The sequence below is a fragment of the Promicromonospora sp. NPDC110617 genome (assembly GCF_055598465.1).
In genome coordinates, this window is sequence record NZ_JBVKBM010000003.1 from 784,612 (window position 1) to 797,345 (window position 12,734).

Annotated in this window: 11 protein-coding genes; 5 read left to right on the plus strand and 6 right to left on the minus strand. The window is 75.0% G+C overall.

All coding sequences use genetic code 11. The features are described from left to right. Window positions 1-114: 114 nt before the first annotated feature. A complete protein-coding gene (locus tag ACZ7LE_RS21280) occupies window positions 115-2,178 on the minus strand; it encodes a glycoside hydrolase family 3 protein (RefSeq protein WP_470405231.1) in 2,064 nt (687 codons plus the stop codon). Next, the gene (locus tag ACZ7LE_RS21285) at window positions 2,175-3,512 is read right to left on the minus strand and encodes an MFS transporter (RefSeq protein WP_470405232.1); all 1,338 of its coding nucleotides are present in this window, start codon (window positions 3,510-3,512) and stop codon (window positions 2,175-2,177) included. Before ACZ7LE_RS21285 ends, ACZ7LE_RS21280 begins: the two co-directional genes overlap by 4 nt. A 145-nt stretch (window positions 3,513-3,657) precedes the next feature. Between ACZ7LE_RS21285 and ACZ7LE_RS21290 the strand changes: the two genes are divergently transcribed. After that, window positions 3,658-6,051, plus strand: a complete 2,394-nt coding sequence (locus tag ACZ7LE_RS21290) for a glycoside hydrolase family 3 C-terminal domain-containing protein (RefSeq protein WP_470405233.1) — start codon at window positions 3,658-3,660, stop codon at window positions 6,049-6,051. 24 nt (window positions 6,052-6,075) lie between these two features. Here the strand turns inward: ACZ7LE_RS21290 and ACZ7LE_RS21295 are convergent, their stop codons facing one another. The 3 genes from ACZ7LE_RS21295 to ACZ7LE_RS21305 all read right to left on the minus strand — a co-directional run bounded on the left by ACZ7LE_RS21295 (window position 6,076) and on the right by ACZ7LE_RS21305 (window position 8,882). Next, window positions 6,076-6,723 carry a TetR/AcrR family transcriptional regulator gene (locus ACZ7LE_RS21295; protein ID WP_470405234.1) on the minus strand — a complete coding sequence of 216 codons (648 nt, stop codon included), beginning with the start codon at window positions 6,721-6,723 and terminating at the stop codon, window positions 6,076-6,078. Window positions 6,724-6,769: 46 nt separating this feature from the next. Next, window positions 6,770-7,723, minus strand: coding sequence for a hypothetical protein (locus tag ACZ7LE_RS21300; protein WP_470405235.1), 954 nt, complete (start codon window positions 7,721-7,723; stop codon window positions 6,770-6,772). Between the two features lie 100 nt (window positions 7,724-7,823). Then, entirely contained in the window at window positions 7,824-8,882 is a 1,059-nt protein-coding gene (locus ACZ7LE_RS21305; RefSeq protein WP_470405236.1) for a peptidoglycan recognition protein family protein, read from the minus strand. A gap of 83 nt (window positions 8,883-8,965) precedes the next feature. Between ACZ7LE_RS21305 and ACZ7LE_RS21310 the strand changes: the two genes are divergently transcribed. From ACZ7LE_RS21310 to ACZ7LE_RS21320, 3 genes are all read left to right on the plus strand, one after another. Further along, window positions 8,966-9,403, plus strand: a complete 438-nt coding sequence (locus ACZ7LE_RS21310; protein ID WP_470405237.1) for a VOC family protein — start codon at window positions 8,966-8,968, stop codon at window positions 9,401-9,403. A gap of 140 nt (window positions 9,404-9,543) precedes the next feature. After that, window positions 9,544-9,903 (plus strand): GntR family transcriptional regulator, encoded by a 360-nt coding sequence (locus ACZ7LE_RS21315; protein ID WP_397395507.1) that lies wholly within the window; start codon window positions 9,544-9,546, stop codon window positions 9,901-9,903. A 504-nt stretch (window positions 9,904-10,407) separates the two neighbouring features. Next, a complete protein-coding gene (locus ACZ7LE_RS21320; RefSeq protein ID WP_470405238.1) occupies window positions 10,408-11,214 on the plus strand; it encodes a DUF899 family protein in 807 nt (268 codons plus the stop codon). A 204-nt stretch (window positions 11,215-11,418) separates the two neighbouring features. On the opposite strand, the gene ACZ7LE_RS21325 is transcribed toward ACZ7LE_RS21320, so the two are convergent. Further along, window positions 11,419-11,622 (minus strand): hypothetical protein, encoded by a 204-nt coding sequence (locus ACZ7LE_RS21325; protein WP_470405239.1) that lies wholly within the window; start codon window positions 11,620-11,622, stop codon window positions 11,419-11,421. 132 nt (window positions 11,623-11,754) lie between these two features. Here ACZ7LE_RS21325 and ACZ7LE_RS21330 point away from each other — a divergent pair, with 132 nt between their 5' ends. Next, window positions 11,755-12,624: an alpha/beta fold hydrolase gene (locus ACZ7LE_RS21330; protein ID WP_470405240.1), complete on the plus strand. Its 870-nt coding sequence runs from the start codon at window positions 11,755-11,757 to the stop codon at window positions 12,622-12,624. Window positions 12,625-12,734: the final 110 nt, after the last annotated feature.

Below are 12,734 nucleotides of genomic sequence, written 5' to 3' on the forward strand. Positions count from 1 at the left end.
CCGCTCGCCTCACACCACCCCGCGTCACACCAGGCCGCCCCGCGCCACACAGCGACCACGCCGCCCGCGTCACACCACGCCGCGTCGCACCGCGCAGCGACCACGCCGCCCGCATCACGCCACCGCGCTGCCCTCCGCGGCCAGCCCCTCGCCCGCGCCGAAGCGGAACAGCGGGTCCGCCGTGTCGAACGGGACGTCGCTGCGGGACCGCTCGACCACCGCGGTCGACCGGGGCAGGTCGAACGGCAGCCGGCCCTCGGGCGGGACCGCCCCGGTGAGCGCGTCGAGCAGCGCCGGGGTGCTGACGCCGAACGTGACGACGAGCGTGGTCGTGCCGGGCAGCTCCACCAGCGGCGTCAGGACCGCCGGGCGGTCCAGGTGCACGTCCACCACGGTCGGCACGACGGCGGCGACCTCGGCGACGTGGGCCACGACGTCGTCGGCGAGCTCGAGCGACCCCGCGTGGAAGAAGCTCTCGAAGCCCGGGCCGCGCTCCTCGAACGGCGGGTCGAGGCGCAACAGCGCCACGTCGGCCTCGGCCGGCGAGCCCACACGGCGGAACCCGGCGATCTCGCCGTCGGGCACACCCTCCGCGTACAGGCGCAGTCCGGGCGCGAGGGGCAGGCGCGCCGCGCTGCTCCTTCCCGCGCCACCCGCTCCCCCGCCGACGCCGTCCGCGCCCGCGCCGGCGCCGTCCGCACCACCCGCGCCGACGCCACCCACGCCGTCCGCACCGGCGCCACCCGCGTCGTCCGCGCCCGCGCCGCCCGCACCACCCGCGCCAGCGCCGCCGTCCGCATGGCGCAGCACCGTCACCGACCGGGACTGTGCCCGCCGCCCCGCGGCGACCAGGTCCGCGCGGCCGACGACGACGGCCGCGGCGTCCTCGTCGACGTACCGGCGCTCGTCGAACAGGCCGAGCTCGAACTTCTCGGCCAGCAGCCGCCGCACCGACGCGTCGACGCGCTCCTCCGGCACGTGGCCGGACTCCACGAGCTCGATCACGTGCTCCGGGCAGGCCTCGCCGCCGAGCTGGTCGGCGCCGGCGTCCAGGATCTTCGCCACGCGCTCCAGCGGGCTGAGGTGCTCCACGCCCCAGGCACGGGCGGGGAACGGGAGGCCGAACATCTCGACGTCGGTCACCAGGCCCCAGTCGGTGCAGATGATGCCGTCGAATCCGAGGTGCTCGCGCAGCAGCCGGGTCAGCACGCCCCGGTTGAAGCCGAACCCGACCTGCTCGACGTCCTCCGGCCCGGCGCCGAGGTCGGCCCGGAGACCCACCGGCATGCCGTAGTACGGCATCATCTGCCGCGTCCCGGCGGCGAGCAGCGCCCGGAACGGCTCCAGGTGCAGGTCGAACCGGCCGCCCGGGTAGACCTGCTCGCGGCCGTACGCGAAGTGCGGGTCCTCGCCGTCGAGCTGCGGGCCGCCGCCCGGGAAGTGCTTGGTCATGGTGGACACGCTGTCGGGCCCGAACGCGCCGTCCAGGCCCGCTGCGCGCGCGACGTCGCCCCCGGCCTGGAGGCCGCGCACATAGGCGGCGCCCAGGCGCCCGGTGAGGTCGGCGTCCTCGCCGAACGTGCCCCCGCCCCGCGCCCAGCGGGGCTCGGTCACGAGGTCCACCTGCGGGTGCAGCGCCGTGCGGATGCCGACGGCGAGGTACTCCTGGCGCGCGGCGTCGGCGTGCTCCTCCACGAGCCGCTCGTCGCGGGTCGCGGCCAGGCCCAGCGTCTCGGGCCACTGCGAGAACGGCCCCGACAGCAGGGCCGCGCCCGGGTTGTCCGTGAAGCCGTGCCGCGGGTCGGAGGCCACCGTCACGGGGATGCCCAGCCGCGTCCCGGCGGCCAGGCGCTGGAGCCGGTTGTGCCAGGCGGCGAACTCGCGGGCGGTCGGCGGCGCGGCGAGCACGTTGAGGTGCGTCAGGTGGCGTCCCACCACGAGCTCGGACGTGCCGGGCATGCCGTGGTCGGACGGCTCGTCGGCGAGCGTCCCGCCGGGGCCCACCTCGGCCATGGTCTGGAACATCTGCCCGGCCTTCTCGGCCAGGGTCATCCGGCCCAGCAGGTCGGCGACCCGCTCGGCGACGGGCAGCGCGGGGTCGCGGTACGGCGCTGTTCCGGACGACGGCTCGGTCGCCGGCTCGGGCAGTGCCGTGCGGCCCGCCGCGGTCGCCGTCATCGCGCACCCCGGATGAACATGGTGCTCACGGCGCCGACCACGACCACCAGCGCGCCCACCAGGAACAGCGACGTGTAGTTGCCGCCCGCCCCGGACGCCGGCCCGATCGCCAGCAGCGCGGGCGCGAGGGCCGGCGCGAGCGACTGCGGCAGGGCGTTGGCGATGTTGAACACGCCCATGTTCTTGGCGGCCTCCGTCTCCCGGTTGGGCAGCACGTCCGTCACGAGCGCCAGGTCGACGGCGAAGTACGCCCCCAGGCCCGCGCCGAACAGCGCGGCCCCGAGGTACAGGTGGCTCGGCGCCCCGGCGAACGCGAAGACGAGCAGGCCCGCACCCGCGAGCACGGTGGAGACGATGACGAACACCTTGCGGCGCCCGGTGCGGTCCGACAGCGCGCCGCCCGCGGCGCCCGCCAGCAGCAGCACGGCCGCCTGGAGCACCATGAGGCGCAGCTGCCAGCCGAGCGCCGTCGGCTCGTCCATGCCGAACCGGTCCTGCAGGAAGTACACCTGGTAGCTGTTGTACAGCGCGAAGCCGAACAGCAGCAGGAAGCGCCCGGCGAAGGCCCAGCCGAAGTCGGGGTGCTTGCGCGGCGAGACCCAGAAGCCCGCGAGGAAGCGGCCCAGGTGGAACGGCTCGACGTCGGCCGGGTCCAGGCGGCGGTCCTTGAGGACGGCGACCAGGGCGAGCACGCCCACGATCGCCAGCGCGGTGGGCAGCAGGAACAGCCACGCCGAGCCGGCGCCGGCCGCCGTCAGCCAGGCCGCGATGCCGATGCCGGCGAGCGGCGCGAGGTTCTGCGCGATACCGAGCCAGCCGGAGACGCGGGCCCGCAGGCGCTCGGAGACCTGGTCCGGCAGCAGGGCCTGGAGGGCGGCCTGCGTGCCGTTGAACGCCGTCTGCGCGACGGCCCAACCGATCGCGACCACGGCGATGTTCGGCGCGACGGCGATGATCGCGATGCCGGCCGAGCCGAGCAGCACACCCCACAGCAGCCACGGGCGGCGCATGCCGAGGCGGGAGGTGGTGCGGTCGGACAGGGCGCCCGCGAGCGGGTTGGCCACGAACGCGAAGAACGCGCCGACGCCGGTGACCAGCGCCAGGTCGCCCGCCCGCGACCCGGGGGTCGACAGGGCGCTGACTCGCAGCGCGAGGGTGCTGATCACCGGGGTCAGGAGCGCCACGTAGAGCGCGAAGAACGCTGCCACGTAGGCGAGGACGAGGCCGGTGCCGCCGGCCCGGGGCTGCACCGGGTCCTGCGTCGGGGGCTGGGCCGCGCGCGGTGCCGCGGCCACCGGGTCCTGGGGCGCGGGAGGCGAGTCGAGGGTTGCCATGGTCTCTCCTGAGTGGGGCAGCACTGCCCCGGCTGGTCGGGCGCCCGGCGGGCCGCTGTCGACGTCGGCCTACCAGGTGGTAGTTTTTGAATTTCTACCACCCGGTAGGTTTGCAGCGCAACAGCCCAGCCCAAGGAGTGCACACATGACCATCGAGGAGACCACCGAGGCGCCGGCAGCCGCAGGATCGGGCGCTACAGGGCAGGACACGGCCACGACGGCCGGCCGCGCGTTCGACGTCGAACGCGCGCTCGCCGCCCTCACGCTCGAGGAGAAGGCGTCGCTCCTGTCGGGCCTGGACTTCTGGACCACGCAGCCGGTCGACCGGGACGGCGTGGCCGTACCCGGCGTCATGGTCACCGACGGCCCGCACGGGCTGCGCAAGCAGGCCGAGACGCCCGACCACCTGGGGCTCGGGACCTCCGTGCCCGCCACCTGCTTCCCGCCCGCGGCCACCCTCGGCTCCACGTGGGATCCCGCGCTGCTGCGCCGGGTCGGCGAGGCGCTGGGCCGCGAGACCCGCGCCAACGACGTCGCCGTGCTGCTGGGCCCCGGCATCAACATCAAGCGCTCGCCGCTGAACGGGCGCAACTTCGAGTACCTGTCCGAGGACCCGGTGATCTCAGGCGAGCTCGGCACCGCGCTCGTGGCCGGCATCCAGTCCCAGGGCGTCGGCACCTCGCTCAAGCACTTCGCGGCCAACAACCAGGAGGCCGACCGCATGCGCGTCTCGGCCGACGTGGACGAGCGCACCCTGCGCGAGATCTACCTGCCCGGGTTCGAGCGCGTGGTCAAGCGGGCGCAGCCGTGGACCGTGATGTGCTCGTACAACAAGATCAACGACGTCTACGCGTCGCAGAACCACTGGCTGCTCACCGAGGTGCTGCGCGACGAGTGGGGCTTCGAAGGACTCGTCGTGTCCGACTGGGGCGCGGTGCGCGACCGTGTCGCCGCCGTCGCCGCCGGGCTCGACCTGGAGATGCCCGCCTCGGGCGGCCGGACCGACGCCGAGGTGGTCGCCGCGGTGCGCGCCGGCGAGCTCGACGAGGCCGTGGTCGACGTCGCGGCGCGCCGCGTGCTGCGGATGGTGGCGCGCGCACTGCCCGCTCTGGACGCCGCGGCCGCCGCTCGCGCCGGCTCAGGGGCCGAGGGCTTCGACGTCGACGCCCACCACACCCTGGCACGTGAGGCCGCGGCCGCGGGCACCGTGCTCCTGAAGAACGACCCGGTGGACGAGGCCCCGCTGCTGCCTCTCGCCTCGGCCGACGGCGTCGCCGTGGTCGGCGAGCTGGCCCGCACGCCGCGCTACCAGGGCGCCGGGTCCTCGCAGGTCAACCCCACGCGGCTCGACGACGCGCTGTCCGCGCTGCGCACCGCGACGGGCACCGAGGTGCCGTTCGCCGCCGGGTACACGGTCGACGGCGCGGACGCCGGCTCCGGCACGGACGCGGCGGCCCTGCTGGCCGAGGCCGTCGAGGTGGCCCGCGCCGCCGGGACCGTGCTGGTGTTCCTGGGGCTGCCCGCCTCCTACGAGTCGGAGGGCTTCGACCGCGCGCACATGGACCTGCCCGCCGCGCAGGTCGCGCTGCTGGAGGCCGTCGCCGCGGTCAACGCCCGGGTCGTGGTGGTGCTGGCGAACGGCTCGGCCGTCTCGGTCGCGTCCTGGCGGCACCTCGCTCCCGCCGTGGTCGAGGGCTGGCTGGGCGGCCAGGCCGGCGGCTCCGCCGTCGTCGACGTGCTGCTCGGGGCGCTGAACCCGGCCGGGCGCCTGGCCGAGACGATCCCGCTGCGGCTGGCGGACAACCCGTCCTACGGCAACTTCCCCGGCGAGCTGGGGCACGTGCGCTACGGCGAGGGTCTGCTGGTGGGCTACCGCTGGTACGACGCGCGGCAGGCGGACGTCGCCTACCCGTTCGGCCACGGCCTGTCGTACACCACGTTCGCCTACGACGGCGTGGCCGCCGAGGTGCTGCGCCCGGCGTCCGCGGCGGACGAGACCGGGTCGGACGCCGCCGCGGTCCGCGTGCGCGTGACCGTCGCCAACACGGGTGACCGGCCGGGCGCCGAGGTGGTGCAGGTGTACGTCGGCGACCCGGAGTCCCAGGTGCAGCGGCCGGAGCGCGAGCTCAAGGCGTTCGCCAAGGTCGACCTCGCGCCGGGCGAGTCGCGCGAGCTCACGTTCGACCTCACGGGCCGCGACCTGGCCTACTGGCACCCCGTGCTGCGCCGCTGGGTGGTCGAGGGCGGCGAGTTCGTCGTCTCCGTGGGCGCGTCGTCGCGCGACCTGCGCGGCTCGGTCACCGTCGTCGTCGACGGCGAGGACGTGCGCCTGCCGCTTGAACCGCTGTCCACGGTGGCCGAGGCGATGGCGCACCCCGTCGTCGGGCCGCGCATCCAGGCGCTCGTGCACGGCGGCGCCGTGGCCGAGGACATGCTCGGGATGATCGGCGACATGCCACTGACCGTCGTGGCCGACTTCGGCATGGGCGGGTTCGACCGGGACGGCCTGACGGCGCTGCTGGCGGAGGCCAACGGCTGAGCGCCCGGCGCACGCCGGGCGCGGTCAGCGCAGGATCAGGTTCAGGTAGCCGCGCAGGTCGGCGGCCATGTCGACCCGCTCAGCGCCCGGCCGTTCCAGGGAGAAGAGCCACTGGATCTGGAGACCGTCCATGAGCGCCACCACCGTGCGCGCCGCCTGGTCCGGGTCCACCCCGGGAGCGAGGCCGCCCCGTGCGGCCCGCTCCCGGAGGAGCTGGGACTGCTCGCCCAGCACGCGCGCGTACCGGCGCCGGAAGTACTCGTGCGCCGGGTGGTCCGGCGAGGTCGCCTCCGTGGACAGCCCGGCGAACAGCTCGACGAGCGGACGGCGCAGCCGGTTGCGCTCCACGAGGTTCAGCAGGGCCTCGAAGTAGTCGGAGCCGCGCTCGACGTCCTCCTGGAAGGACTGCTCGTCCACGGCGTCGCGGTACTCCAGCACGGCCTCCAGCAGGGCGGCCTTGTTGGGGAAGTGGTGCAGCAGGCCCGGGTGGGAGATGCCCACCCGGGCCGCGATGTCGCGCAGGGACGCGCCGTGGAAGCCGACGTCGGCGAACACGAGGATCGCCGTGCGGATGATCTCCTGCTGCGTCGCGCGGCCCTTGGCGTAGCCACCGCGTGTGCCGGTGGTGCTCCCGGGCCTGGTGGACGAACCGGTCTGCGCGCTGACGGACATGCGCCCAAACTACCTCGGCCGGGGCCGCGCGACGGCGTCGGCGTGGTTACGCGAGGCGGGCGCTGACCACGATCTCGCGGCCCACGTCCAGGCGGACGTCGGCCAGGCGGACGCCGTCGGGCAGCTTCTCGGCGAGGTCGACGTCCCGGCTGGTGGCGGCCTCGACCTTGCCGCGGATCGTCCCCAGCAGCGCGGCGACCAGCGGGTTGCCGCTGCCGAGCTGCACGTCGCGCACGGCGAGCACCATGTTCTCGTCGATGCTGACCGACGCCGTGGCCTGCACCCGCGCCGAGAGGAACACCCCCTTCTTGATCGCGGCGTCCACCCGGAGCGTCGCCGCGCGCGGCCCCCGCGAGACCACGTCGAGGTCCAGGCCGGTCAGCGTGATGCCCTGCTGCAGCAGCACGACGGTGAGCACCCCGCGGGCCGTCGCGACCAGGCCCGCCTTGTCGACCGCGATCCGGGCGTGGCCGGAGACCGGGTGGTCGGCGCTGGGCTCGACGGGCTGGATGCCGACGCGGCCGTCGGAGCCCTCGACCCAGTCGAACCGCAGGTTCGTGAGCTCCGCGGTGATGTCCACGGGCAGGTCCACCGCGACGAGCTGGTGCGCGTCCACGCGCAGGTGGCGCAGCGTGCCGGGCTCGCGGCGGACCACCTCGGGGTGCCAGCGCTTCGCGGCGGACGCGGGCTGGGCGGGGTAGCCGGGCTGGGCGGGGTGGCCGGGCTGGGCGGGCTGCGCCGGGGCCTCCGGCAGGCGGACGACGACGCCCGACAGGTCGATGACGGCGGAGGCGATGTCCGCGCCGTCGAGCTGCGCGGTGACCGTCGCGCGGTCCAGCCCCACGGCCTGGCCGCCGACCTCGTCCGCGAGCGTCGCGCGGATCCGGGCCTCCAGGTCGACGCCGGCGGCGGGCCGGGGTGCGGTGCCGAGCGGGATCGGGTCGGGCGCAGGGCGGGCGGCGGGCTGGTCGGGTGCGGGGCGCTGGGCGGCGTCGGTCATGGACGCGAGACTAGCCGCGATCAGGCGGGCGGGGTCGGTGACCTGCGGTGCCGAGCCGGACCGGCCGCCGTCGGACGGGGCCGGGCCGGACCCGGCGCCGTCAGACGCGGCCCTGGTTGAGGCGCCGCTGCAGGGCCATGACCGCGCGGGACTCACGCGAGACGACGCCGTCGACCGGGGTGCCGAGGTAGCGCTGGAGGGCGCGGATGGTCTGCGGGCCGATCTTGCCGTCGCGCTGGTCCGCGGGCATGCCGATCTTGCGCTGCAGGGCGGCGATGACGCGGGAGCCCTGGGCGTCGGAGACCCAGCGCCAGCCGGTGGTCAGGCCCGGGTTGACGTCGCGCCAGGCGACGCTCTGGGACGAGACGACGCCGTCGACCGTGGTGCCGAGCTCCTGCTGGAGGCGGCGGGTGGTGGACGAGCCCCAGAAGCCGTCGACGGTCAGGCCGCCGGGGTCCCCCGGGCTGGGCGGGGTGGACCCCTCGCCGGCGCGGATGTCGTCGAGCCGGGCATAGAGGTTGCGCCCGGGGCAGGCGGTCTGCGAGACGTCGCGGTGGCCGCCGAGCGGCGCGCCCTGGGTCCACCAGCGGCCCTTGCCGTAGCCGTAGATGGCCGCGGCCGTGGAGATCTGGGCGGCGGTGGGGTTGTTGGTCTCGTAGTTGCCGGCGAAGCAGATGGACCGGGAGGTGCTGTTGCGCCCGCCGGTATGGGTGCCGCGGCGGTTCCAGCTCACGCCCTGGTAGGCCCGGCCGGAGGGGAAGATCACCACGTTGTACGAGATACCGGTGCCGAACCGGGTCTGGCCCACGCTCTCCAGCGCGCGCATCTGCTCCGCCTCGGCGGCCACGCTCGCGCCGGGCGAGAGCTGCGCGGTGACCGAGTGGTGCACCCACACCTCGACGGCGGGGCCGGTCAGCGTCAGGTCCCCGTCGGGGTAGCGGGCGCCCCAGGACGCGCGGGTCGCGATGCTCACCGTGGCGGTGGGCTCGACGGTCGGCTCGGCCGGTTCGGGGGTCGTGGTGGGTTCGGGGGTCTCGAGCGGCTCGGTCGGTTCCGGAGCCGTCCAGGGCTCGGTCACCTCGCCCTGCGGCTCGTCGTCCGGCCCGAGCACCTCCAGCACGACGCCGCCCTCACCCTTGATCTCGTACGTCTCAGCCACGGTTCCCCCTCGCGCCATGTTCCGTATATGTCGGTCATGTCTACCACCGTGCGGCAGGCGAGGCGACCCCTTAGCGTGCAGGTATGACCACCGCCTGGTCCCTCACGATCGACTGCGCCGACGTCCGCGCCGTCGCCCCGTTCTGGATGCTCGCGCTCGGGTACGGCGAGCGGCCGCCGCCCGCGGGCTGGGGCTCGTGGGAGGACTGGCTGGCCGCCCAGGGCGTGCCCGAGGAGGAGTGGCACGACGTCGCCTACCTCGCCGACCCCGAGGGCCGGCTGCCGTCCGTGTCGTTCCTCAGGGTGCCCGAGCCCAAGACGGTCAAGAACCGCGTGCACGTGGACCTGCAGGTCTCGGGCGGACGCGACGTCAAGCCCCAGGTGCGCGAGGAGCGCATCCGCGCCAAGGTCGCCGAGCTGGTCGCGGCAGGCGGCACGATCGCGTGGGAGGTCCCCGGGCCGGCGGGCCTGGACCACGTCACGGTGCGCGACCCGGAGGGAAACGAGCTCTGCGTGGTGTGAGGGGCGTGGGCGTGAGCCGGCTGGCTGCGCTCGGGCCGGCATGGCGGGCGTGGCGGGCGTGGCCTCGTCGCGTGGGGCGGCGTGTGGGGGCGGCTTGTGGGGCGCGTCCTGGCCGGTCCGGCGCGGGTCGCGCTTGTACTGTGGCGAGCGTGATCAGCATCGACGCCGAGTCCTCCGTCCCGCCGTACGAGCAGGTGCGCACCTCGCTCGCCCAGCAGATGGCGGACCGGACGCTGCCCGTCGGCGCCCGGCTCCCGACCGTCCGGGCCCTGGCCGCCGACCTCGGGATCGCCGTGAACACCGTGGCCCGCGCGTACCGCGAGCTGGAGGCGGCCGGGCTCGTCGAGACCCGCGGTCGTGCCGGGACATTCGTCAGCGCGGCCGGCAACCAGCGCCTCGCCCTGGCCCAGGACGCCGCGGCGCAGTACGCGGAGACGACCCGCGCCCTGGGCATCAGCCGGGCCGAGGCCCTGGAGATCGTCTCGGCGGCGCTGCGGTAAGCCGAGCCGTCGCCGGCGTCGGCAGTTCCCTCCGACGTGGGCAGTTTCCTCCGACGTGGGCAGCCAGCTCCGAGGTCGGCAGTTCCTCCGGCGTCGGCAGTTTGCCGCACAAAGTCGGCAGTCTGCATCGAGGTCGGCACAGGCCTGTGCCGACCTCGATGCAGACTGCCGACCGCCCAGGAAGGTGCCGACGTCGGGGCGCGAGACGGTCGGAACCAGCGGACAGCGCCTCCGGTAGCCGGTGACCCGCCGACTCCCGGACTCAGCTGTCGGCGGGGGTGGTTCCGGGCACGGTCGTGCTCGGCAGGTGTCGTGCTCGGCAGGTGTCGTGGTCGGCGGGTGTCGTACTCGACAGGGTGTCGTGGTCGGCGGGTGTCGTGCTCGGCGGGGCCCGTTCGTCGTCCTCATGGATGCCCGGCCGATGAGCTTCGGCGTGGCCGGTCGTCGGTACGTGGAGAAGGCGTCGTCCCGCACGCCGAGCAACCCGTCGACCCAGGAGAGCACATGACCACGACACATGAGCACCACTCCGAGCAGCACCCCCAGCCCGACGAGGCCGCCAGTCCTGCGGCGCCGCCCGTCGTCGACCGCGCGGCCTGGCAGGCCGCGCGCGACGAGCTGCTGGTGCGGGAGAAGGCGCACACGCACGAGGGCGACGCGATCGCGGCGGCGCGGCGCCGGCTGCCGATGACGGAGGTCGACGCGGGCGCCGTTGTCGTCGGACGGGACGGGCCCACCACGCTGCTGGACCTGTTCCAGGGCCGCGAGGAGCTGATCGTCTACAAGCACATGTGGCACCCGGGCGAGCCGTTCGAGAACCAGTGCGAGGGCTGCACGCTGACCTACTGGGCGGTGCAGAACCCGGCGTACCTGAACGCGCGGGGCGTCTCGTTCGCGGTGCTCGCGAAGGCGCCGTACGCGGAGCTCGCGCCGTTCGTCGAGTTCATGGGGTACCCGGAGCACTGGTACTCGGTGCTGGAGACTGCGGAGGATGTGCTGGGCGGCGGCGAGTTCGGCACCTGGGTGTGCTTCCTGCGGCAGGGCGACCGCGTCTACCTCACCAACTCCGTCACAGGGCGCGGGGCGGAGGCGACCATGCCGGCACTCGCGCTGCTCGACATGACGGCGCGCGGCCGGCTGGAGTCGTGGCAGGACTCCCCCGAGGGCTGGCCGGAGGGCAAGGGGCCGGGCTGGTTCTGGCGCACCCACGAGGACGGCGTCGGGAACAGCTGGACCGGCGGCCGCCCGGCGATCCAGTGGACCCGCCCGGGCGCGACACCGGTGACGACGACGGAGCACCACCACCACTGACCGGCGTCGGTACCCGCTGACCGCCGTCGGCTGAATGCGCGGGAGCCCGGGCGCGGGGCCCGGGGTGCGGAGGTGCGCTTCTGCCCAGTCATCGGGCCCGGAACCAGCTGTGTTTCGTGCCCGATGACTGGGCAGAAGCGCACTTCGGATCGCAGTGCCGGAGCCGGGCACGTGTGCGGTCCGGTCCAGCCCGGGTACGTCAGGTCAGCGCTGGTCGGCGCGGATCGCGGCGCGCACTCGTGCCGAGCGGGAGCCCACGCGGTTGGTGGCGCCGGTGCGGTAGGCCCGGGCCCGCTGGTCGACATGCACGCCGGCCGCGCCCGAGCGGGCGTGCTCGGCGCGCTCCCGCACGGCCTCGGCCGGGAGCGCGTGCTTGTGCCGGGTGCGGTTCTTCTTGTTGCTGCTCACGCGTCTCACCTCCGTCCGGTGCGTCAGCGACGCCCGACCGTAACGGCCGGACCCGTACGCGGTCAGCGGATTTTCGCCGCCGCTTGTTCCCGCTGGTCAACGGCCGGTCCCCGGCTCGGCATACTTGCGCCAATGACCACCGCAGCACAGCACCCGGTCCACCACGTCGACATCCAGCACGCACCCCTCCGGCCCGACGACGACGTCGCGCCCACCAGCACCATGCCCACCAGCACCATGCCCACCAGCACCATGCCCACCGGCACCGCGCCGGCCGACGACGCTCCCCTGCGCCTCGCCTACCGCGAGGCCGGCGACCCCGTCGCCCCCGTGCTGCTCCTGCTGCACGCCCTCGGCGAGAGCTCGCTGTCCTGGGAGCCCTTGCTCGACGACCTCGCGGCGCTCGGCTACCGCGTCCTGGCCCCGGACGCCCGGGGCCACGGCGACAGCGACCGGCCCGGACAGTACTCGTACGAGCTGATGACGGCCGACACGCTCGCGTTCTGCGCGGCGCTCGGCGTGACCGCACCGGGCGGCCTCGCGATCGTCGGGCACTCGATGGGCGCCGTCACCGCGGCGCTGGTCACCACCGCCCTGAACGCCACCGCGACGGCCACCGCACCGGCCACCGCCCAGCCGACCCCGGCCCCCGTCACCCGGCTCGTCCTCGAGGACGCCACCCCGCCGCGGCCCGGCGGTCCGCGGTTCGAGCCGTTCGACGAGCCGGACCACCCCGTCCCGTTCGACTGGCCGCTCGTCAACGCGCTGCGCGCCCAGCGGAGCGACCCCGACCCGGCCTGGTGGGACGACGCGCTGCGGATCGATGCGCCCGTGCTCGTCGTCGCGGGCGGCCCCACGAGCAACGTGGACCAGGCGGACCTCGCGGAGTTCACCTCGCGCGTGTCCCACGGCCGGCTCGTCGAGATCCGCGTGGGCCACATGGTGCACGACGAGGCCCCGGACGAGTTCCTCGCGGCCGTGACCGACTTCCTGCGGCGGTAGCCGGGCCGCAACCCGCGGCAGCGCGGCCGCCGCCCGGGGTACCCCGGCCGCCACGGCCCGTTCACCCGGCGGCCGTACGGCGCTCACCTGGACGAAGACCTCGGCCAACA